This window comes from Rubrimonas cliftonensis, assembly GCF_900107585.1.
GTDB classification, from domain to species: domain Bacteria; phylum Pseudomonadota; class Alphaproteobacteria; order Rhodobacterales; family Rhodobacteraceae; genus Rubrimonas; species Rubrimonas cliftonensis.
Map to the genome: position 1 here is coordinate 119,697 of NZ_FNQM01000004.1, position 19,101 is coordinate 138,797.

Here is a 19,101-nt window from a genome sequence, read left to right on the forward strand (position 1 = left end):
ACCGATGGCGATTCTCTACGACACCTACTTCGTCGTCGCGCTCAGCTTCGTCCTGTTTCTCGCGATCCTGTGGCGCTACGACGTGCATGGCATGGTGCTGCGCGCCCTCGACGCCCGCGCCGACCGCATCCGCAGCGAGCTGGACGAGGCCAAGCGCCTGCGCGAGGAGGCCCAGGCGCTGCTGGCGAGCTACGAGCGCCGGCAGAAGGAAGTCGAGTCCACCGCCCAGGACATCGTCGCCCGGGCCAGGGAGGATGCGAAGTTTGCCGCCGAGCAGGCCAAGGCCGACCTCCAGAACGCTGTCGACCGCCGTCTGCGCGCCGCGACTGACCAGATCGCCGCCGCCGAGGGCGCCGCGATGCGCGAGGTGAAGGACAAGGCGGTGGCCGTGGCCATCGCCGCCGCCGAGGACGTGCTGCGCGGCCGCATGACGCCCGAGGCCTCCGCGGCGCGCATCGACGCCTCGATCAGGGACGTCGCGGTCCGCCTGAACTGATCGGTCGGGCCGCCGCGAGACGGCGGGCCCCCGCCGCCGTATGGAAGGCCGGAGCGGCGCGCCCGCTCCGGCCTCTGTTGCTTTTGGCCTTCGTCGTTTCCGGCTTCGACCGTTCGCGGCGCCGCCTGATTCTCGCCTCGGACCGTCCCCGGCCGGCGTCAGGCGCGCGCGAGCGCCGACTTCGGCAGCATCGCGTGCACGCCCTTGTGCTGGTTGACGAGCTGGGTCACGCGCAGGTCGCAGGCGAGGCTGCACAGGCGGTAGGCGTCCTCGCGCCTGAGCCCGGTTTCGACGACGATGCGGGCGATCATGTCGCGCAGGGCGATCTCGGCGGCGCGGTCGAGGTCGGGGTCGAAGCCCAGGGTGATCAGGTGCGTCGGCGTCTCCGCCCACGGGCGCTCCGGCGCTGCGCCGGGTTCGACGGTCAGGCGGAAGCGGCCGCGCAGGCCGCACTCCACGGCCGTCACGCACACCTCGCCGTCGCCCTGCAGGGCGTGGCCGTCGCCGGCGAGAAACAGCGCGCCTTCCGCAAGCACCGGCAGCACCAGCGTCGTTCCGGCGACGAGCTCCTTGCAGTCGATGTTGCCGCCGAAGCGGCGCGGCGCGACGGAGCTCTGCGGCCCCCACACCGGCGGCGGCGCGACGCCCATCACCCCGAAGAACGGCGCGACCGGCAGTTCCAGCCCCCATGGCAGCCGCGCCACGCCGCGGGCGCGGTCGAGCGCGATGTGGGCGAGGTCCGGCTCCGGGAAGTCGTCCGGCAGCGTCCCCGCCAGCGGGCGGATCATGTTGTAGCCCCAGTCCTCGCTGAGCTCGACGGAAAGGATGTCGATGCGCAGCGCGTCGCCGGGCTTCGCGCCGCGCACGGCCACCGGGCCGGTGAGGATGTGCGGGCCGAGATGGGGCTTGAGCACGGCGTGGATCGCCCTCTGCGCCGGATCCACCGCCGCGAAACCCTCGGGCGGAAGCTGGGTCGGTCCGCCGCTGACCGAGCGCAGCGTCACGACGTCGCCGCTGTCGATGGTCAGGGCGGGGGCGCTCTCGCTGTCGAGCCAGCCCCAGCAGACGGTCTCCGGCGACGGCTCGAGAACGTGCTCGGCCATCATGCGGCCTCGAAGCGGATCGGCTGGGCGCCTTGCCACAGCACCATTTCGCCGAGCGGGCGCAGGTTCTCCAGCCCCGAGGTCAGGGTGATGAAATGGTTGCCGGCGAGCTGGCCCATCTTCGAGGAGAAGTCGACGCCGCCATAAGCGAGCAGGATCTCCGTCTCGCTGATCCCGCCGGGGTAGAGGATGACATGGCCCGGCGCGGGGTGGCTGGTGTGGTTCTCGTAGCCGACGCCGAAATCATGCTCGCCGAGCGGAACCCACACGCCCTCGCCGCTCCAGCGGACATGGACGATCTGGCTGACGAAGGGCATCGCCGCGCGGAACGCGGCGACGGTCTTGGGCGCGGCGGCCTCGAACGCGGCGCCGAAGCTGAAGGGGCCGGCGTGGATGGTGAGATCGGTCATTGGCTGTCCTTGTCGGAGGCGTCGTAGAGGATGGCGCAGGGGCCCCCGCCGTCCGGGCCCTGATGCTCGGCGCCGCCGGAGACGAAGAGCGCGGCATGGCCGATCTGCGCGGCGAGGGCCCCGGCGGCGAAGGCGCGGGCGTGGCGGGTGGCGGAGATGTCGCTGTCGTCCAGCATCGTATGGCGCCAGCCGCGCACGGCGCCAGAGCGCGGCGCCTCGGCCTTGGCGAGCACGGCGCGCACGCGGGCGGCCTCATGGGGCGGAAGCTGCCCGTCGAAGCGGGCGCCGAGCCGGCGCAGCGCGGCGCGGACGGGGTCGGTGTCGAGTCCGTCGGCCATCACGGCATGGTCGATGCGCAGCGGGCCGGCCCAGGCGGGCGACATGCCCAGCACCACGACCTCCATGCCTTTCAGCTCCACGCCCGCCGAGCAGGAGGCGCGGGCTGACCAGAGCGGCGCGGCGCCGACCGCGGCGGCCATGGCGTCCGCCTCGTCGATCTCGCCGAGCGCGACCCCCACCCCGAGCGCCGCGGCGCCGCGCGAAAGGCCCATGGATTTCAGCGTATCGGCCGCCGCGGTCCCGCCGGCGGCGATCTGCGCGGCTGAGAGCAGGGGAACCTTGACCTGCGCGAAATGGACGGTTTCGGGCTCGTCGACGCCGGCGTCGGCCATTGCGGCGCGCACGCCCTCGGCGGCGAGCGCGATCTGGGCGGGGCGGCCGATCTCGTACGGCGCGAGGTCGCGGGTGACGCAGCGGCCCAGCGCGAGGGCGGGGCCGGGCGCGGCGTTTGGCGGCGCAGGCCGGGCGGCGAGCACGAGCATGTGCGGGCTGAGTGCGCCCTCCGTGCCGCCGGACATCACCATGGCGATGCGGTCGAGCGCGGCGGCGTCCAGCCAGCGCCCCAGCGCCGCCCTCAGCGCCGAGACCGCGTAGCCGCGCGAAAAATCGTTGACGCAGCCGTTGCCCTCGGTCTTGCCGAGGATGGCGACGATGAGGGCGGGGTCGAGCGCGCCGTCCTCGACCAGCGCGACCAGCCCGGAGGCGTCGTCCGGGCCGGCCATGGGCAGTCGGAACGCCTGCGCCTCGCGCCTCAGCAGCATGGCGGCTCGGCGGCGAAATGGTCGGCGAAGGCGGCGCGCAGCTCGGGCATGACGGCGCGCAGATCCTCGGTCTGGCCGCGCCCGGCGCGCAGCGCGGCGAGCAGCTCTGCCTCCAGCGCCGGCAGGTCGACGCCGGTCACGCGGCCGTCGGCCACAACCTCGCGGCCCGCCACGCGCAGGCCGCGGATATGGGCGGCGGTTCCCTTCGCCATCAGCAGGTCCATCGGCGGGACGTCCTCGATCAGCTCCGCCGACAGCGCCGCCCAGTCGAGCGTCAGCAGGTCGGCCGGCGCGCCGGGCGCGGCCCCGGCGCCGGCGTCGCCCGTGATCGCGAAGCGGCCATGCGCCGTCGCCATCTCCAGCAGGCCGGCCTGCGAGAGCGCGGGGCGGTGGCCCCATCCGCGGTGCAGCAGCCAGTCGAGCCGCATCTCGCGCAGGGCGTCCTCGTCCTCGTCGAGCGCCATGCCGTCGAGTCCGATCGCGACGCGCAGGCCGCGCGCAACCATGTCGCCCACCTTCGCGACGCCCGAGGCGAGCCCGAGATTTGAGCTGGCGTTGGTGACGACCGTGGCGCCGCGCTCGGCGAGCAGCTCCATCTCGTCGGGCCGCAGCCAGACGCCATGGGCGAGCGACAGCCGCTCTGACAGGAGCCCGAGCCTGTCGAGCCAGACGACGAGGCCCTCGGGATGACGGGCGTCCGCCCAGAGGCGCTGGGCTTGCGTCTCCAGCAGATGCATGTGGACGCGGCGGCCGGTGGCGGCGCTGCGCTCCGCGATCAGCGAGAGCAGCGCTTCGGAGCACCACTGCGGGCCGGCGGGGCCGAACTGGACGGTGACGAGATCGCCCTCGATCTCGGCGGCGACGGTCTCCGCCAGCGCGACCTGCTCCGCCGCCGGCATGGGCGCGCGCATGAAACGCCGGCGCGCGACGTCCGCCGCGGTGGGGGAGAGGCGGGCGAGCATCGCGTCCTCGCGGTCGTAGACCAGCGGGTTGGCGTCACGCATGCTCACGGCGAAAGCCATGCGCAGGCCGACCTCCCGCGCCGCCTGCGCCACCGCCCGCGCCTCCTCGGCATAGTCGACGAGGCCCTGAACGCGAGTGTAGTGCGCCATCACCGCCCCGGCGCCGCCGCGCGCCGAGCGGCCGAAGGCGACGGCGGAGGCGAGCCACGGGTCGACCGAGGGGATCAGCGCGAGGTAGGGCAGCCAGGCCTCCAGCGCCGCCCCGACGCCGCCGCCCTGGCTGGCGCGAGTGACGCGGGCGTGGTCATGCGCGTTGGCGAAGGCCGGCAGGACGAGCGAGCCGGCCCCAGACGGGGCCGGGAGATGCGCGGCGATGCGGCCGCCCTCCAGCATGAGGCGCACATCGCTCAGGGCGGCGTCTCCCGCTCCGAGCAGGCGTTCGGCGTCGAGCGTTGACATCGGCCCCCCCCAAGTCGCGGCGCCTCAGCGGCGCCGGTCCTCAAGCGGCGGCAGGAAGGCGGCGTCGAAGATCGCGGCCGCCTCCGGCGCGGTCTCGAAGCCCTCGATCTCCTGCAGCACGCCGATGGTGCGCGCCAGCCGCGCCATGTCCACCGCGCCGACGCCCAGCTCCCGCGTCTCCGGCGAGTCGATCAGCCGGCTCAGCGCGAAGTCCAGCCGCTTCGCCTCCAGCGCCGCGTCGAGCAGCGGCTCCTCGGCCTTGACGGCGGCGGCCCCGAGCGATGGGTCGGCGATCACCTCCATCACCGCGCGGTTGATGGCGCGGACGAGGCCCGCGACCGCTTCGGGATGGTTGTCGTGGAGGTCGCGCGAGACCATCACCCCGTTGGAATAGATGTCGAGCCCGCTTTCGCCGTAGCCGATGAATCGGAAATCCCTGTCGGGGTCCAGCCCCAGCCCGATCAGGTTGAGATAGCTGGTGACGTTGAAGACGAGGCTCGCGTCGACATTGCCGCGCAGCAGCATCTGCTCCTGGATGTTGGGCTGCACATGGATGATCTCGACCGTCGCGAGGTCGATCCCCGCCTTGGAGGCAAGCGCGGGAAAGAGTTTCGTCACCGCCGAGCCCGGCGGGGCGCCGACGGTCAACCCGTTGAGGTCCGAAGCCTTCTTCACCGGCCCGTCGGCCTTCGCGAGGATCGAGAACGGCGGCTGGTTGTAGATCTGGTAGACCATGACCGGGGCCTGCTCGGGGTTGGTCGCGGCGTTCTGCACGATCGCGTTCATGTCGCCGAAGCCCGCGTCATAGGCGCCCGACATGACGCGCGTGACCGTGGCGGCGGAGCCCTCGCCCTGGTCGATGGTCACGTCGAGGCCTTCCTCCGCGAAGTAGCCCTTGTCGCGCGCGAGGTAGAACCAGCCATGGATGCCCTGGATCTTCCAGTCGGTGGTGAACTTGATCGCGAGGTTCCCGGCGGCGGCGGGGCCGACGAGGAGCATTGTCACGATGGTGGCGGCGAGCAGGTTTCGCATGGTGGCGCCCTTGTTGCTGGAGGATCAGATCGCCTTGCGCATCGCCCAGCCGACGACGCGCCGTTCGATCAATGAGAATATGACATAGAGAGACACGCCGAGCGCGGCGAGAACGAACAGTCCCGCAAACACCAGCGGCACGTTGAACGAAGACGATGCGATCATCATCATGTTGCCGACGCCGCGGTTGCTGGCGACCGTCTCGGCGACGACGGAGCCGACGAAGGCCAGCGTCACCGAGACCTTCAGCGAGGCGAAGAAATACGGCATCGCGCGGGGCAGGCCGACGTTCCACAGGATGTCGAGCTTCGTCGCCTTCATCGACTTCATCACGTCCTCAAGCTCAGGCTCGACGGTGGCGATGCCGGTCGCGACGTTCACGACGATGGGGAAGATGCAGATGATCATCGCTGTCAGGATCGCCGGCACGGTGCCGGCCCCGAACCAGAGCACGAAGATCGGCACCACGGCGACCTTGGGGATCGAGCTGATGCCGACCAGCAGCGGATAGGCGGTGTCGTAGGCGAGCCGCGACGAGCCGATCAGCACGCCGAGCGCCAGCCCGATCATCACCCCGAAGGCGAAACCGGTCAGCGTGGTGTAGAGCGTCTGCGCCGCATGGGGCCAGATGCCGTGGGCGTACTCGATCAGCGCGCCGACGATCTCGCTCGGCCGCGGCAGGATCAGCGAGGAGATGCCGAACACGAGGCACGCCAGCTCCCAGAACACGAACACGCCGACGATGAGCGCGGCGGAGGCGAACCGGCGGCGGAGGTCGGGGCTCATCGCGCGCCCTCCCGGCTGTGCACGATCAGCCCGCGCAGGCGCTGGATGACGGCGGCGAAGTCCGGCTCGAAGGTCATGTCGATGGTCCTCGGGCGGGGGAAGTCGGCGGCGCGGTCCTCCAGGATGCGCCCGGGCCGCGGGCTCATGACGCAGATGCGGTTGGCGAGGAACGCGGCCTCCCGCAGGTCATGCGTCACGAGCAGGACGGTGACGGTGCGCTCCATCCACAGCTCCTGGAGCGTCCCCCAAAGCTCCTCGCGGGTAAACTGGTCCAGCGCGCCGAAGGGCTCGTCGAGCAGCAGAAGGTCGGGGTCGTGGATCAGCGCGCGGCAGAGGTTCGCGCGCTGCTGCATGCCGCCGGAGAGCTGCCAGGGCTGCTTGTCGGCGAAGTCGATCAGGCCGGTCTTCTCCAGCAGCGCGTCGGCGCGGTCGCGGAACTCGCCCCCGCGCTTCCTGCGCCACTGGCCGCGGAAGGGCGGCACGATCTTGAGCGGCAGCATGACGTTGTCGCGGATGCTCATCCACGGCAGCAGCGTGGAGGACTGGAACGCCATACCCACCCGCACCGGCTTCGCGCCAAGTTCGCGCCCGCCGAAGTAGATGTCGCCGGCCGAAGGCTTCATCAGTTCGGCGGCGAGCTTGAGGATCGTGGACTTGCCGCAGCCCGAAGGGCCGACGAGCGCCACGAAGTCGCCCTCCGGCACGCTCAGCGAGGTCGGCGTGAGCGCCTCGGTCGCCTCCGCGCCGCCGCCGTAGGTGACGGCGACGCGGTCGAAGCGGATCAGCGGCTCCACTGTCGCGGGCTTGAGGTTCTTTTCGAGCATCATGGACGTCCTCCCGCCAGCAGCGCCCTCAGCGACTGGTCGGCGTTGCGCGGCCGGGGCGCCGGCATGCGCTGGATGTCCGTCACCTGCCGGCCCCAGCCGGCGACGCCCTCGACGAGCCTGCGGTCGCGCTGAACGAGGCGGCCGCGCACGAGGGTGTGGACCGGCGCGCCGACGGTTTCGACGCCCTCGAAGGGCGTGATCCTGCCGCGCGAGTGCAGGCGGTCGGCGGCGACGGTCTCGCGGCGGGCGAGGTCCACCACGGCGATGTCGGCGTGGGCGCCGGGGGCGATGCGGCCCTTCATCGGCCACAGCCCGAAGGCGCGGGCGGGCTTCACCGCGCTCATGCCGACATAGTCCTCCAGCGTGATCCGGCCCTCGTTCACCGCCGTCAGCATCAGCGGCATCTGGGTTTCGACGCCGGGGAAGCCGCAGTCGGCGTCCCAGATGCGGCCCCGCCGCTTCTCCTCCGGCGTGTGCGGCGCATGGTCGGTCGCGATCATGTCGACGACGCCCGAGCGCAGCGCGTCCCACAGCGCCGCGCTGTCCTTCGCCTCGCGCACCGGCGGGTTGACGCGGATCACCGGGCCGAGGCGGGCGTAGTCGCGGCTGTCGAGCATCAGGTAGCAGGGGCAGGTCTCGCCGGTGACGTCGACGCCGCGGCGCTTCGCGTCGGCCAGCGGGACCAGTTCGCCCGCCGAGGAGATGTGCAGCACATGGATGCGCGCCCCGGTCCATTCCGCCAGCGCCGCCGCCCGGCCCACCGCCTCGATGGCGACGATCTCGGGCCTGGCGCCGATATGGGCGAGCGGGTGGTCGAGCCCCGCCGCCTCCAGCCGCGCCTGCCGCCAGGCCATGATGGAGGCGGTCTCGGCGTGCAGCGAGACGCGCAGGCCGAGGGCGGCGGCGATCTCGAACCCCTCCAGCATCGCGCCGGTCGAGGGCGAGGGCAGGTTGCCGAAAGTGTTGCCCATGAAGCACTTGAACGCGTTGGCCCCGGCCGCCGCCAGCGCCTCAAGTTCGGCGACGTTGTCCTCCGCCATCAGGCCGTAGAGCCCGAAGTCGACGCAGGCTTTCTGGGCGCAGTCCTGCTTCCGGCGCAGTTCCGCCACGCTGCGCGTCGGCGGGTTGGTGTTGGGCATCTCGAAGACGGTGGTGACGCCGCCCATGGAGGCGGCCTCGGTCCCGGTGCGCCAGTCCTCCTTGTGCGTGTAGCCCGGCTCGCGGAAATGCACATGGACGTCGATGGCGCCGGGCAGCAGATGCAGGCCCGTCGCGTCCAGCGTCTCGCGCCCCGGCGGCAGGGCGTCGCCGAGGCCCACCGCGACGACGAGGCCATCCCGGATCGCGACGTCGGCGCGGGTCTGGCTGCGGTCGTCCACCACGACGCCGCCGGCGAGGATGAGGTCGGCCGTCACAGCGCGGCCCATCCGCCGTCCACGGGCAGGTCGGCCCCGGTGATCTGGCGCGCGCGCGGGCTGGCGAGGAACACGCAGGCGTCGGCCACGTCGCGGTCGGTCGAGATGCGCCTCAGCGCATAGTCGGCAGCGTGGCGCTCGGCGGCTTCCTCCTCGGTGATGCCCAGCCGCCGCGCCATCTCAGGCGCGACCTTCCCGCGGAAGCGCGGGCCGTCGACCATGCCGGGCGCCACGGTGTTCACCGCGATCCCGTGTGCGCCCAGCTCCAGCGCGAAGCTCTTGGTCACGCCGCGCAGGCCCCATTTGCTGCTGGAATAGGCGAGCCGTCCGGCGCGCCCGCGCATCCCGAAGGTGCCGCCCACGTTGACGATGCGCCCCGCCCCCTGCGCGATCATCACCGGCGCGACGGCGCGGATCATGTTGAACGGGCCGCGCATGTTGAGCAGCACGATCTCGTCGAACTCGTCCTGGGTCGTCTCGATCCCGGTCTTGCCGATGGGGCCCGAGCCGCCCGCCACGTTCACCAGCGCGTCGATGCGCCCGAAGCGCGCCTTGATCGCCTCGACGGCGGCGAAGCAGGTCGCGCCGTCGGTCAGGTCGCAGGCGAAGGTGGCGGCCTCCGCGCCCATGGCGCGGACCTCCGCCTCGACGGCGGCGCAGGCGAGAGTGTCGCGCGCCGCCAGCGCCAGGCGCGCGCCCTCCTCGGCGAAGGCGCGCGTGACGGCGGCGCCCATGCCCTTGGCGGGGCCGGTGATGACGACCACGGCGCCGGTCAGTCCCATGTCCATGCTGCGATATCCCGTTGCGCCGGGCGCGCCCGGCCTTGCGCGCCCCTTGCGGGGCGCGGTCCTGCGTCCGCCGGGCGGCGCGTTCAGCCGAGCGAGGTGATGCGGTCGGCCATCGGCGGGAGGAACGCGTCGGTGAACACCTCGTCGAGCGCGGGCGTGCGGCTGAGGCCGTTGGCCTTCACTACGATGTCGATGGCCTTCTTCAGGCGCTCCGGGTCGGGCATGCCCAGGCCGAACTCGGCGATCTCCGGGTGGCCCATCTCGTCGGAGAGCGTCGCCATCAGGCGCAGCTTCTCAACCCTCTTGTCGATCAGAGCCTCGCGGCGGGCGACGGCGTCGATGGCGGCGTCGGGGTCGGCCAGCGTGTCGCGGATGCCCCGGTCGATGGCGGCGACGACGCCCCTGACCTGCTCGGGGTGCTCCTCCGCCAGACGCTTCGAGACGATCAGGGCGTTGGAGTAGAGGTCCATCCCGTAGTCGCCGTAGTTGATGAAGCGGATCTCCTTGTCGGGGTCCATGCCCGAAAGCATCGCGCTGAAGCGGATGGTGTTCACGAAGCCGAACACGCCCTCCACCTCGCCGGTGCGCAGCATCTGCTCGCGCAGGCTGGGCTGGAAGTTCAGGACCTCCACGCCGGAGGTGTCGATCCCGGCGACGTCGGCGAAGGCCGGCCAGAGCTTCAGCGCGCCGTCATTGGCGGCGCCGCCGAGCTTGCGGCCTTCGAGATCCTTGGCGGTGTGGATGTCGCTGTCAGCCTTCACCGCGACCGTGAAGGGCGGGCGGTTGTACATGACGTAGACGGCGATCGGCGCTTCCTCGGGCTTGTCGGCGGCGAGCTGGATCAGCGCGTTGATGTCGCCGAAGCCCATGTCGTAGCCGCCGCCGGCGACCGAGCCGACCGCGGCGCCGGAGCCGCTGCCCTGGTCCATGGTCATCTCGACGCCCGCATCAGCGAAGTAGCCGCGGTCCTCGGCGAGGAAGAACCAGCCCTGCGGGCCCTGGTAGCGCCAGTTGAGGATCATCTTGACCGGCATGGCGGACTGGGCGCGCAGCGGCGCTGCGGCCAGCGCGCCTGCTGCGGCGGATGTTGCGAGAAGGCTGCGGCGGGTCAGCATCATGGCGGGGCTCCAGCTCGGATGGCTTTTCTCGGGCGAACTTGCGCTGGCGGGCTGATGCTGTCGTCTGCTAGTTTAGGCGCATACCGTCCCATTTTCGGCAACGCTCGGGGAGCGGCGATGCGGCATCTGCTGATCCTGCGCCAGATCGAGGCGATCGCGCGGCTGGGGTCGATCCGCAAGGCGGCGGACCGGCTGGCGATCACGCCCTCCGCGCTCAACCGCCGTCTGATGGCGCTGGAGGCAGAGCTGGGCGAGAAGCTGTTCGAGCGGCTGCCGCGCGGGGTGCGCCTGAACCCGGCGGGCGAGCTGCTGCTGCACGCCGGCCGCCGCCAGATCGCCGAGATGGACCGGGTGCGCGGGCAGATCGCCGACCTCTCCGGCGTGCGTCGCGGCCATGTCGCCATCGCCTGCAGCCAGGCGCTGGCGCCGTACTTTCTGCCCGAGCAGATGGCCGTCTACGCCGCCGAACACCCCGCCGTCAGCTTTGACGTGAGCGTGGCCGACCACGCGGAGGCCGAGAAGGCGCTGGCCGACTTCACGGCGGACCTCGCATTCATCGTCGGCCCGGTCGAGCGGGTGGAGACGCAGCCGGCGCTGTCGGTCCCGCAGACGCTGATGGCGGTGATGGCGGCCGATCATCCGTTGGCTGAGAAGGCGCGCGAGGGCCGCGCACTGCGGCTGCGCGACTGTCTTGAGTGGCCGCTCGCCCTGCCGCAGGCGCCCTTCGGCGGGCGGCGGCTGCTGGAGCGGGCGGCGGCGCGCCTGTCGCGGCCGCTGGCGCCGGCGTTCCAGTCCAACTCCTTCGAGCACCTCAAGGCCGTGGCGGCGCAGAGCCGGGCGATCACCTTCCAGTTCTCGGTAGGCGCCCCGGCGGCCGGGGAGACGGGGCTCGCCAGCGCGCCGCTCGACCGTCGGGACGTGCCCGAAGGCGCCCTCGTCGCCGCCCAGCTCAGGGGGCGGACCCTGCCGGTGGCCGCCGCGCGCTTCCTCGACCAGGTTCTGCGGGCGCTGGTGGCGCGCTATGGCGGGGAGGGCGGCTGAGCGCGCGGCGCAGGGGCCGCGGAGCGTCAGCCGGCGACCGCCTCGGGCGCGCGCCCGGTGATCCCGGCGTAGATCGCCGGGTCGGTGGCGCCTTCCGTGCCGATGAGCAGGACGCGCGAGGACGCGTCGAGCCCCAGCGCGACGCGCGCCTCGGGCAGGGCGGCCAGCGCCATCAGCGCGCCGACCGCCCCGCCGGCGCATTCGCCGCCGACGATGGGCGCGTCGGGCGGGGCGGGGTCGGCCAGCCGGCGCATCCCTGCGAAGGCCCAGTCGTCCGACAGCGAGATCGCGGCGTCGGCGCCGGTCTCCAGCACCTCCCACGCGATGGCGGAGACCTCGCCGCAGGACAGGCCCGCCATCGCGGTGTCGATGTCGCCGGTGAGCGCGACCGGGCGGCCGGCGCGCAGGCTCGCCAGCACGCAGGCGGCGCGCGTGGGCTCCAGCGTGACGAAGAACGGCCGCCGAGCGCCCCATTCCAGCGCGAAGCGGGCCGCGAGGGCGCTCGCGAGCCCGCCGACGCCGGCCTGGGCGAAGACATGTGTCGGCGGCGCGTCGAGCTGGCGCGCGATCTCGCCGGCGATCAGCCCGTAGCCCGCGGTGATGTCGAGGGGCGCGTCGCGATAACTCCCGGCGGCGGTGTCCTGCACCACGATCCACCCCCGCCGCGCCGCCTCGTCGAAGACGGCGCGTACGCTGTCGTCATACCCGCCGGAGGTGCGCGTGACGCGGGCGCCAAAGGCCGCGATGGCGTCCGCCCGGCCCTGACTGACGGCGGCGTGGATGTGGATTTCGCACCGCGCCCCGAAGGCGCGCGCCGCCCAGGCGAGCGCGCGGCCGTGGTTGCCGTCGGTCGCGGAGGCCAGCGTTACGTCGGCCAGCGCCTCACGCCACCGGCCGGCGACGATGTCCGCGACCTCGGCCTCGCAGCCATGCGCCGCGAGCGCCCGTTGCGCCGCCCGCGCCGCCGCGAACCCTGCGCCAAGCGGCTTGAAGGCGCCGAGCCCGAAGCGCGTCGCCTCGTCCTTGTAGAATACCGCGCCGAGCCCCGTCTCGCGCGCCAGCCCGTCAAGCCGGCGCAGGGGCGAGGGCGCATAGCCCGGCCATGCGGTCAGCGCCGCCTCCGCCGCCTCGAAGTCTGCGCGGGTCAGCGGGCCGAGCGGAAGCGCGCCCCGCGGCCCCGCCGCGCGGGGATTGGCGAAGAAGTCGAGAGCGTCGTTCACGGGCGGTTGGCCTTCCGCATCTGTCGCCGCGGGAGGGCGCTGGGCGCGCGGCGGGGTCGAGCCTAGCGCGCCGGCGCGCGGACCCGCAATGCGGTCACGCCGGCGCCCATCGGTCGAACAGCCGGCCCCAGCGCGCCAGGCCCGGCGACCGCGCGCCCAGCGCGGCGAGGCAGGCGCGCAGCGTCACCGCGACGCTGTCGAAGACCGGCACGCCGGTCTCGCGCTCGATCTCCGGGGCCAGCCGCGCCGCATCCATGTTGGTGCAGACCACGGCGACGCAGTCGGGCCGGTCGGCGGCGACCTCGCGGATCATCGCGGCGATGCGCTCCTGCGGCAGGGTCGCGAAGGAGAAGTTGTCGCTTAGGCCGGCGTGGCGCTCCGCCGTCACCTCGAAGCCCTCGCGTCCCCAGTTCTCCGCGATGCGGGTCTGCACGTCGGTCGTGTAGGGCGTGACCAGCCCGATGCGGCGGGCGCCGGCGGCGCGGAACAGGTCTCTGAAGCCCAGAACGGCGGTGCAGGGCGCGGCGCCGGTGCGGGCGGCCAGCGCCGCGCACAGCGCCTCGTCGCGTTCGAAGCCCAGCCAGCTCGCCGAGGTGCCGTTCCAGGCGATGCAATCTACCTTCGCGTGCGACAGCAGTTCGGCGGCGGCGAGGATCGGCTCCTGCTCGAACTGCGAGAGCTGCGCTGCGCCGAGGCCGATCTCCGTCACCCTGAACCGGGAGAAATGCGCCGTGACCCCCGGCGCGTCGGCGAGCATCGCCTGCGTCACGGGCTCCAGCACGGTGTTGGAGGAGGGGGTCAGCATGCCGAGGCGGAGGGTCATGGGCTCATCCGAATACGCGGTCGGGCAGCCACAGCGCGAGCTGGGGCAGGGCGATCAGCAGGGCGACCATGGCGAGCATCACCAGCACGAATGGCGCGGCGCCGCGGATCACGTCGGAGATCGGCCCCTCGCCGCGCACGCCCTGCACGACGTAGAGGTTCATGCCGATGGGCGGGGTGATGAGCGCGACCTCCATCAGGATGACAAGAAACACCCCGAACCATACCGGGTCTATCCCGAAATGGACCACGATGGGAAACACCACCGGGATCGTGGCGACCATCATCGACAGCGTCTCCAGAAAACAGCCGATCACGAGGTAGAACAGCGTCAGCAGCAGCAGCGCCTCCAGCGGCGAGCCGGCCATGGCGGCCACGAGCCGCGTCATCGCCTGCGGCACGCCCATGACGCCGATGACGAAGTTCAGGAACTGCGCCGCCACGAGGATCAGCAGGATCATCGCAGAGAGCCGCACCGTCGCCTCGAACGCCTGGTGCAGCATCGTGACCGAGAGCCGCCGCGCCAGCGCCGCCAGCGCGACCGCCGCCAGCACGCCCAGCGCGGCGGCCTCGGTCGGCGTCGCCCAGCCGGCGTAGATGCCGCCCATCACCACCGCGAAGATCACGATCGGCGGCGCCAGCCCCGACAGCCTGCGCAGCCGCTCGCCGAGCGGGCGCGTCGGCGCGGGCACGCCGCAGATCTCCGGGTTCAGCCGGCTCGCCAGCGCGATCCAGCCCAGAAACAGCGCCATCATCAGGAGGCCCGGCGCCACGCCAGCCAGAAACAGCCGCCCGATCGAGGTGTTGGTCATCGCGCCGTAGATGATCATGTTGATCGAGGGCGGGATGAGGATGCCGAGGGTGGCGCCGGCGGCGATCGAGCCCAGCGCCATCCGCGGGGCGTAGCCCCGGCTCGCCATCGCCGGCAGCGCCACCGAGCCGATGGTCGCCGCGGTCGCGACCGAGGAGCCGGAGACGGCGGCGAAGACGCCGCTCGCCAGCACGTTGGTGTGCAGCAGCCCGCCGGGCCAGCGCGAGACCCAGTCGCTGAGCGACTCGTACATCCGGTCCGCCATGCCCGAGCGCAGCAGGATCTCGCCCAGCAGGATGAACAGCGGGATGGAGGTGAGGGTGAAGTCGTTCAGAACGCTCCAGGAATTGCCGCCGAAAGCCATCAGCATCGGCATGCCGAGCCAGACCGCGGCGCCGAGGGCGGCGACGAGAAACAGCGCCGCCGCCACCGGCACGCCGAGGAACATCATGCCCAGCATCAGCGCGAAGCCGATGAGCGCGTCGGTCGCGCCGATCATGCTCCGGCGTCTCCGCCGCGGTCGGAGAGCGAGGCGCGCTCCTCGGCGATCTCCTCGCTGAGCGTGCGCGCGCCGTAGCGGCGGTTGAGCGCGCCGCGGTCGAGCGCCAGCAGCGCCAGCGCATGCAGCGCCGCCGCCAGTGCGACGGAGGCGAAGAAGGCGAGCCCCGCGACCCAGACGGCCTGCGGCGCCCATAGCGGCGTCTGCAGCGGCGTGCCCGAGAGGCTGCGATAATCGACGCTCTCCCGCATCGTCGCCCAGCCGCGCAGCGCCAGAAACCCCGCCATCGCGGCGAGCGACAGCGCCGCCGCCGCGTTGAGCCCCGCGCGCAGGCCCGCGGGCAGCCGCTCCAGCAGCAGGTCGATGCGCGTGTGGGCACGGTCGAGCGTGGCCAGCGCGCCGCCGAAGCCGACGACGCAGGCCACGACATAGCCCCCCATCTCGTCGGCGCCCTGAAGCGAGGCGTTGAACACCTTGCGCAGCGCGACCTCCAGCCCGATCAGGGCGGAGAGCCCGAGCAGCGACCAGCCCGCGGCCAGCGCGGCCCAGCGCGCTGGAATGCGCAGCAGGCCCATCGCGTCCGGTCGGACGCGGCGTCCGGCCGATCCGCGGTCGACCGGGCTCACTCGATCTTCAGGCCGACGGCGGCGCCGACGGTGGCGTTCCACGTCGCCGTGCAGTCGGCGCTGACGGCGTTGCAGGTCTCCTTCCAGATCGGCAGCACGGCGCCGGTGGTGGCGGCCTTCAGCTTCGCCTCGTCCTCCGGCGACAGTTTGACCAGCGTCATGTCGAACTTCGTGTGCTGCTCGCAGGGCTCCTGCCCGGTGTTGCAGCGGATCGCGTCGTTGTTCGCCGCCGCGGCCAGCGCCCAGAGATCGTCCTCCATCGCCTTGAACGCCGTCTCGAGCGCGGTTTTCTGCGCGGCGTCGAAGCGGTTCCATGCGTCGAGGTTGATGAAGTGGCCCTGCACCGAGCCGGAGACCGAGAGCGGCAGGAAATGCGTCGTCACCTCGGGCCACTTGCCGCTGTTGCCGGAAGTCGGCGAGGTCACGCCGCAGCTCGCGACGCCCTTCTGCAGGGCGGGGTAGACCTCGGAGAACTGCAGCGTCACCGGCGTGGCGCCGAACGCCTCAAGCAGCGCGGACATCGAGGGGGTGAAGCTGCGCACCTTCAGGCCCGCGATGTCGTCGAGCGAGGCGATCTCATGATTGCAGTAGAACATCTGCGGGCCGAAGGGCCACAGCGTCAGCACCTTGGCGTTGAACTTCTCCTGCAGCCGCGCGTCGAACACGCCGCGATAGGCGTCCACCGCCTTGCGCAGCGCGTCGAGGTCCGTCGAGACGCCGATCAGGTCGACGCCCTCGAAAAAGGGGTCGTCGCGTGAGGCCATGCCGATCTGCACGCTCATCACGTCGAACGCGCCGCTCTTGAGAAGGCGCAGCGCGTCGGGCGCCTTCACGCCGACGACGTCCATCGGGTTGTAGTTCACGGCGACGTCGATGCCGGTGGCCTCGGCCAGACCGTCGAAGCGCGCCTGCTCGATGGCGATGTGCTTCTGGTTCTGCGAGAAGTTGCCCGCCACGCGCAGGGCGACGGCGTCCGCCAGCGCCCAGCCGCCGCTCGCCGCGAGCCCCGCCGTCGCGACCGCCGCCGCCGCCACCATCATCCGAACCGTCATGCCTCGCCCTCCATCAATGCGCGTCGGCAGGGTGGAGCGATGGCATGCCATCCGCCAGCGCCGATGACGCGCTGTGGCGGCGCCGGACGCCAATGCCTGCCCGATGATCATCCGGGCGGCGCGGCGCCGCCGATGCGGGCGCCGGCTGCGGGAGAATCAGTCGCGCCGCGCCAGCGCCGCCAGCGCCGGGTCGACGCCGCTCAGCGCCCCCGCGGGACCGGGCCGGCGCGGCGCGGTGCCGAGCGTCGCGAGCGCCTGCGCCATGAGCGCCCCGCAGCGGCCGCCGTCGAGCACGCGCACCGGCGCGGTCGGGCCGATGCGGCGGGCGGCGCCGGCGAGGATCGCCCCGAGCAGCGCCACCGCCGAGGCGCCCTCCGCCGCGAGGGCGCAGACCGCGTCGGCCAGCATCGGGTCCGCCGCCGCCGCGCCGCCGGGCGCGTAGGCGTCGGGCGCCTCGATGGCGCGCCAGCCCGCGCAGTCGCGGTCGAGGTCGCAGCCAGCCAGCGTCTCGCGATAGAGCGGGATCGACCGCGCCCCGGAGACGACGTAGCCGATCGGCCCGCCGGCCAGCCGCGCCATCGCCACCGTCGCCTCGCTCATGCCGACGACGGGGATCGGCAGCGCCTCGCGCAGGGCCGCGGCGCCGGTGTCGTAGGAGACGGCGAGCAGGATGGCGTCGACCTCGCCAGCGACGCGCGCCGACGCCTCCGCCACGCCATGCGCCGCCACGGCGACGTCGAGCCGGGTGTGGATGACCGCCGGGCCGAAGCGCGGCGTGACCGGGACGACGGTCGCGCCGGCCCCCAGCGTCGCCCGCGCCTCGGCGGCGACGATCTCGGTGATGTGCGGCGAGGTGTTGGCGTTGACGACTGCGAGGCGCATGCTCAGCCCTCGCCGAACGGGGGCAGGCCGACGCGCGCGCGCCAGTGCCGCGCGATGTCCATGCGCCTCGCGAACCAGACGTCGCCGGCCTCGCGCATCCGGCCCAGCAGCGCATCGAGCCCGCCGATGCGCCCAGGGCGGCCGATGATGCGCAGGTGCAGGCCCACCGACATCATCCGCCCGCCTTCGCCGTGCAGCGTGTCGAAGGCGTCGCCGCAATAGCGCGCGAAGTCGGCCCCGAAGGTGAAGCCGCCCTGGCGGGTGAAGCGCATGTCGTTGGTGTCGAAGGCGTAGGGCAGCACGACATGGGATCGGCCCGAGACCTCGGCGACCCATGGCAGATCGTCGTTGTAGGCGTCGCTGTCGTAGAGGAAGCCGCCTTCCTCCACCACCAGCCGGCGCGTCGCCGCGGAGGCGGAGGAGCGTGTGTGCCAGCCGACCGGCCTGACGCCCGCCGCCGCCTCGATCGCGGCGACGGCGCGGGTGATGACGGCGCGCTCCGCCGCCTCGTCCATGTTGGCGTGGCGCTCCCAGCGCCACGAATGCGCGCTGACCTCGTGGCCGCTGGCCACGATCTCCCGCGCCATCCACGGCGAGCGCTCGAAGGCTCGGGCCGAGGCGCTGAAGGTCGCCTTCACGCCATGCGCGTCGAGCACCCGCAGGATGCGCCGGAAGCCGGCCCGCGCGCCGTATTCGAAATGGCTCTCCATGCAGAGGTCCGGCGCGCCGACGACCTCCTCGACGACCTCGTGGACCGTCTCGTTGCGCTCGTCGCCGTCGCCGACGGAAAGCTCCGCGCCCTCCTCGACGTTGACGACGACGGAGACGGCGAGGCGCGCGCCGCCCGGCCAGCGCGGGTCGGGCGGGGCGTCGCCGTAGCCGAGGAAGTCGCGCCGGTCGGTCATGTCGTCGCGCTCATTCGCGTTCCCCCTGCAGCGCCTGCGCCACCGAGGCGCCGGTGTTCCTGAGATGGCGCTCCCACACGCTCCGCGCGGCATCCGTGTCGCGGGCGCGCAGGGCGGCCATGAGCAGGTCGTGCTCGCCGATGGCGCCGGCCCACCGGTCGGCGTCCATGATCGCCATGTAGCGCCCCCGGCGGGCCTGAAGCATCAGCCGCCGGTGGCTCTGCGCCAGAACCGGGTTGCCGCAGCCGGCCACGACGGCGTCGTGCACCGCGCTGTTGACGTCGAAATAGGCGTCGAGCCGCCCGGCGCGGTGGTGCGCGTGCATGGCCTCGTGCAGCGCCTCCAGTCGGGAGAGCAGGGCCGCGTCGATGCTCGCCGCGAGCCGCCCGGCCGCGACGCCCTCCAGCGCCGCGATCACCTCAAACAGCGCCAGCGCCCCCTCAGCGTCATGGGCGGTGACGCGCGCGCCGCGATGGGGCGACAGCTCCACGAAGCCGTCCTGCGCGAGCAGCTTGAGCGCCTCGCGCAGCGGCGTGCGCGACACGCCCAGCTCGGCGCAGAGCCGCCGCTCCACCACCCGCTCGCCGGGCCTGAGCGCGCCGCGGATCACGCGGTCGCGCAGCGCCTCGGCGACGCGGGCCGCGAGCGCGCCGCGCCCGTCCTCCGCGTCAAGTTCCTGAAGTTCTTCGCCGCCGTCCATGGGCTCCGCGTCCAGCCGCTTCCGCCGGCACTGTCCAGCACCGGCGG

General features: G+C 72.8%; 20 protein-coding genes. 2 read left to right on the forward strand and 18 right to left on the reverse strand.

The features are described 5' to 3' along the window. The first annotated feature begins 4 nt into the window (after positions 1–4). Positions 5–496, forward strand: coding sequence for a F0F1 ATP synthase subunit B family protein (locus BLW43_RS08835; RefSeq protein ID WP_093251997.1), 492 nt, complete (start codon positions 5–7; stop codon positions 494–496). A 158-nt stretch (positions 497–654) separates the two neighbouring features. Here the strand turns inward: BLW43_RS08835 and BLW43_RS08840 are convergent, their stop codons facing one another. The 10 genes from BLW43_RS08840 to BLW43_RS08885 form a co-directional block, all read right to left on the reverse strand. Continuing rightward, positions 655–1,599 carry an acetamidase/formamidase family protein gene (locus tag BLW43_RS08840; protein WP_093251999.1) on the reverse strand — a complete coding sequence of 315 codons (945 nt, stop codon included), beginning with the start codon at positions 1,597–1,599 and terminating at the stop codon, positions 655–657. Next, on the reverse strand, positions 1,599–2,009 hold the full coding sequence (locus BLW43_RS08845; protein ID WP_093252009.1) for a DUF3830 family protein: 411 nt from the start codon (positions 2,007–2,009) through the stop codon (positions 1,599–1,601). The genes BLW43_RS08840 and BLW43_RS08845 overlap by 1 nt, the downstream gene beginning before the upstream one ends. Further along, positions 2,006–3,109 carry a cyanuric acid amidohydrolase gene (gene atzD / locus BLW43_RS08850; protein ID WP_175478820.1) on the reverse strand — a complete coding sequence of 368 codons (1,104 nt, stop codon included), beginning with the start codon at positions 3,107–3,109 and terminating at the stop codon, positions 2,006–2,008. The genes BLW43_RS08845 and atzD overlap by 4 nt, the downstream gene beginning before the upstream one ends. Next, complete coding sequence (locus BLW43_RS08855) at positions 3,100–4,530, reverse strand: amidohydrolase family protein (RefSeq protein ID WP_093252019.1); 1,431 nt, start codon at positions 4,528–4,530, stop codon at positions 3,100–3,102. The genes atzD and BLW43_RS08855 overlap by 10 nt, the downstream gene beginning before the upstream one ends. Before the next feature lie 24 nt (positions 4,531–4,554). Continuing rightward, positions 4,555–5,562, reverse strand: coding sequence for an ABC transporter substrate-binding protein (locus BLW43_RS08860; protein WP_093252021.1), 1,008 nt, complete (start codon positions 5,560–5,562; stop codon positions 4,555–4,557). A gap of 24 nt (positions 5,563–5,586) precedes the next feature. Continuing rightward, entirely contained in the window at positions 5,587–6,348 is a 762-nt protein-coding gene (locus tag BLW43_RS08865) for an ABC transporter permease (RefSeq protein ID WP_093252024.1), read from the reverse strand. Continuing rightward, a complete protein-coding gene (locus tag BLW43_RS08870) occupies positions 6,345–7,175 on the reverse strand; it encodes an ABC transporter ATP-binding protein (protein ID WP_093252026.1) in 831 nt (276 codons plus the stop codon). The genes BLW43_RS08865 and BLW43_RS08870 overlap by 4 nt, the downstream gene beginning before the upstream one ends. After that, a complete protein-coding gene (locus BLW43_RS08875) occupies positions 7,172–8,602 on the reverse strand; it encodes a dihydroorotase (protein ID WP_093252029.1) in 1,431 nt (476 codons plus the stop codon). The genes BLW43_RS08870 and BLW43_RS08875 overlap by 4 nt, the downstream gene beginning before the upstream one ends. Continuing rightward, entirely contained in the window at positions 8,587–9,378 is a 792-nt protein-coding gene (locus BLW43_RS08880; protein WP_093252031.1) for an SDR family NAD(P)-dependent oxidoreductase, read from the reverse strand. Before BLW43_RS08880 ends, BLW43_RS08875 begins: the two co-directional genes overlap by 16 nt. Positions 9,379–9,461: 83 nt before the next feature. Further along, a complete protein-coding gene (locus tag BLW43_RS08885; RefSeq protein WP_217632129.1) occupies positions 9,462–10,496 on the reverse strand; it encodes an ABC transporter substrate-binding protein in 1,035 nt (344 codons plus the stop codon). Between the two features lie 117 nt (positions 10,497–10,613). Here BLW43_RS08885 and BLW43_RS08890 point away from each other — a divergent pair, with 117 nt between their 5' ends. Further along, positions 10,614–11,537 (forward strand): LysR family transcriptional regulator, encoded by a 924-nt coding sequence (locus BLW43_RS08890; RefSeq protein ID WP_093252034.1) that lies wholly within the window; start codon positions 10,614–10,616, stop codon positions 11,535–11,537. Positions 11,538–11,563: 26 nt separating this feature from the next. Here BLW43_RS08890 and BLW43_RS08895 read toward each other — a convergent pair whose 3' ends face one another. The 8 genes from BLW43_RS08895 to BLW43_RS08930 form a co-directional block, all read right to left on the reverse strand. Continuing rightward, on the reverse strand, positions 11,564–12,757 hold the full coding sequence (locus BLW43_RS08895; RefSeq protein ID WP_175478821.1) for a diaminopropionate ammonia-lyase: 1,194 nt from the start codon (positions 12,755–12,757) through the stop codon (positions 11,564–11,566). Between the two features lie 94 nt (positions 12,758–12,851). Then, the gene (locus tag BLW43_RS08900) at positions 12,852–13,580 is read right to left on the reverse strand and encodes a maleate cis-trans isomerase family protein (protein ID WP_093252040.1); all 729 of its coding nucleotides are present in this window, start codon (positions 13,578–13,580) and stop codon (positions 12,852–12,854) included. Between the two features lie 4 nt (positions 13,581–13,584). Next, on the reverse strand, positions 13,585–14,889 hold the full coding sequence (locus BLW43_RS08905; protein WP_093252044.1) for a TRAP transporter large permease: 1,305 nt from the start codon (positions 14,887–14,889) through the stop codon (positions 13,585–13,587). Then, on the reverse strand, positions 14,886–15,515 hold the full coding sequence (locus BLW43_RS08910) for a TRAP transporter small permease subunit (RefSeq protein WP_245730981.1): 630 nt from the start codon (positions 15,513–15,515) through the stop codon (positions 14,886–14,888). The genes BLW43_RS08905 and BLW43_RS08910 overlap by 4 nt, the downstream gene beginning before the upstream one ends. Continuing rightward, complete coding sequence (locus tag BLW43_RS08915; RefSeq protein WP_245730982.1) at positions 15,512–16,567, reverse strand: TRAP transporter substrate-binding protein; 1,056 nt, start codon at positions 16,565–16,567, stop codon at positions 15,512–15,514. Before BLW43_RS08915 ends, BLW43_RS08910 begins: the two co-directional genes overlap by 4 nt. A 156-nt stretch (positions 16,568–16,723) precedes the next feature. Next, positions 16,724–17,449 (reverse strand): aspartate/glutamate racemase family protein, encoded by a 726-nt coding sequence (locus BLW43_RS08920; RefSeq protein WP_093252047.1) that lies wholly within the window; start codon positions 17,447–17,449, stop codon positions 16,724–16,726. 2 nt (positions 17,450–17,451) lie between these two features. Beyond that, positions 17,452–18,354: a polysaccharide deacetylase family protein gene (locus BLW43_RS08925; protein ID WP_093252050.1), complete on the reverse strand. Its 903-nt coding sequence runs from the start codon at positions 18,352–18,354 to the stop codon at positions 17,452–17,454. Positions 18,355–18,364: 10 nt separating this feature from the next. Beyond that, the gene (locus tag BLW43_RS08930) at positions 18,365–19,054 is read right to left on the reverse strand and encodes a GntR family transcriptional regulator (protein ID WP_093252052.1); all 690 of its coding nucleotides are present in this window, start codon (positions 19,052–19,054) and stop codon (positions 18,365–18,367) included. Positions 19,055–19,101: the final 47 nt, after the last annotated feature.

Bases quoted from the DNA above. Each gene is read 5' to 3' on its own strand.
- BLW43_RS08835 (WP_093251997.1), top strand. From the start codon at position 5: ATGGCGATTCTCTACGACACCTACTTCGTCGTCGCGCTCAGCTTCGTC.
- BLW43_RS08840 (WP_093251999.1), bottom strand. From the start codon at position 1,599: ATGGCCGAGCACGTTCTCGAGCCGTCGCCGGAGACCGTCTGCTGGGGC.
- BLW43_RS08845 (WP_093252009.1), bottom strand. From the start codon at position 2,009: ATGACCGATCTCACCATCCACGCCGGCCCCTTCAGCTTCGGCGCCGCG.
- atzD (WP_175478820.1), bottom strand. From the start codon at position 3,109: ATGCTGCTGAGGCGCGAGGCGCAGGCGTTCCGACTGCCCATGGCCGGC.
- BLW43_RS08855 (WP_093252019.1), bottom strand. From the start codon at position 4,530: ATGTCAACGCTCGACGCCGAACGCCTGCTCGGAGCGGGAGACGCCGCC.
- BLW43_RS08860 (WP_093252021.1), bottom strand. From the start codon at position 5,562: ATGCGAAACCTGCTCGCCGCCACCATCGTGACAATGCTCCTCGTCGGC.
- BLW43_RS08865 (WP_093252024.1), bottom strand. From the start codon at position 6,348: ATGAGCCCCGACCTCCGCCGCCGGTTCGCCTCCGCCGCGCTCATCGTC.
- BLW43_RS08870 (WP_093252026.1), bottom strand. From the start codon at position 7,175: ATGATGCTCGAAAAGAACCTCAAGCCCGCGACAGTGGAGCCGCTGATC.
- BLW43_RS08875 (WP_093252029.1), bottom strand. From the start codon at position 8,602: ATGGGCCGCGCTGTGACGGCCGACCTCATCCTCGCCGGCGGCGTCGTG.
- BLW43_RS08880 (WP_093252031.1), bottom strand. From the start codon at position 9,378: ATGGACATGGGACTGACCGGCGCCGTGGTCGTCATCACCGGCCCCGCC.
- BLW43_RS08885 (WP_217632129.1), bottom strand. From the start codon at position 10,496: ATGATGCTGACCCGCCGCAGCCTTCTCGCAACATCCGCCGCAGCAGGC.
- BLW43_RS08890 (WP_093252034.1), top strand. From the start codon at position 10,614: ATGCGGCATCTGCTGATCCTGCGCCAGATCGAGGCGATCGCGCGGCTG.
- BLW43_RS08900 (WP_093252040.1), bottom strand. From the start codon at position 13,580: ATGACCCTCCGCCTCGGCATGCTGACCCCCTCCTCCAACACCGTGCTG.
- BLW43_RS08905 (WP_093252044.1), bottom strand. From the start codon at position 14,889: ATGATCGGCGCGACCGACGCGCTCATCGGCTTCGCGCTGATGCTGGGC.
- BLW43_RS08915 (WP_245730982.1), bottom strand. From the start codon at position 16,567: ATGACGGTTCGGATGATGGTGGCGGCGGCGGCGGTCGCGACGGCGGGG.
- BLW43_RS08920 (WP_093252047.1), bottom strand. From the start codon at position 17,449: ATGCGCCTCGCAGTCGTCAACGCCAACACCTCGCCGCACATCACCGAG.
- BLW43_RS08925 (WP_093252050.1), bottom strand. From the start codon at position 18,354: ATGACCGACCGGCGCGACTTCCTCGGCTACGGCGACGCCCCGCCCGAC.
- BLW43_RS08930 (WP_093252052.1), bottom strand. From the start codon at position 19,054: ATGGACGGCGGCGAAGAACTTCAGGAACTTGACGCGGAGGACGGGCGC.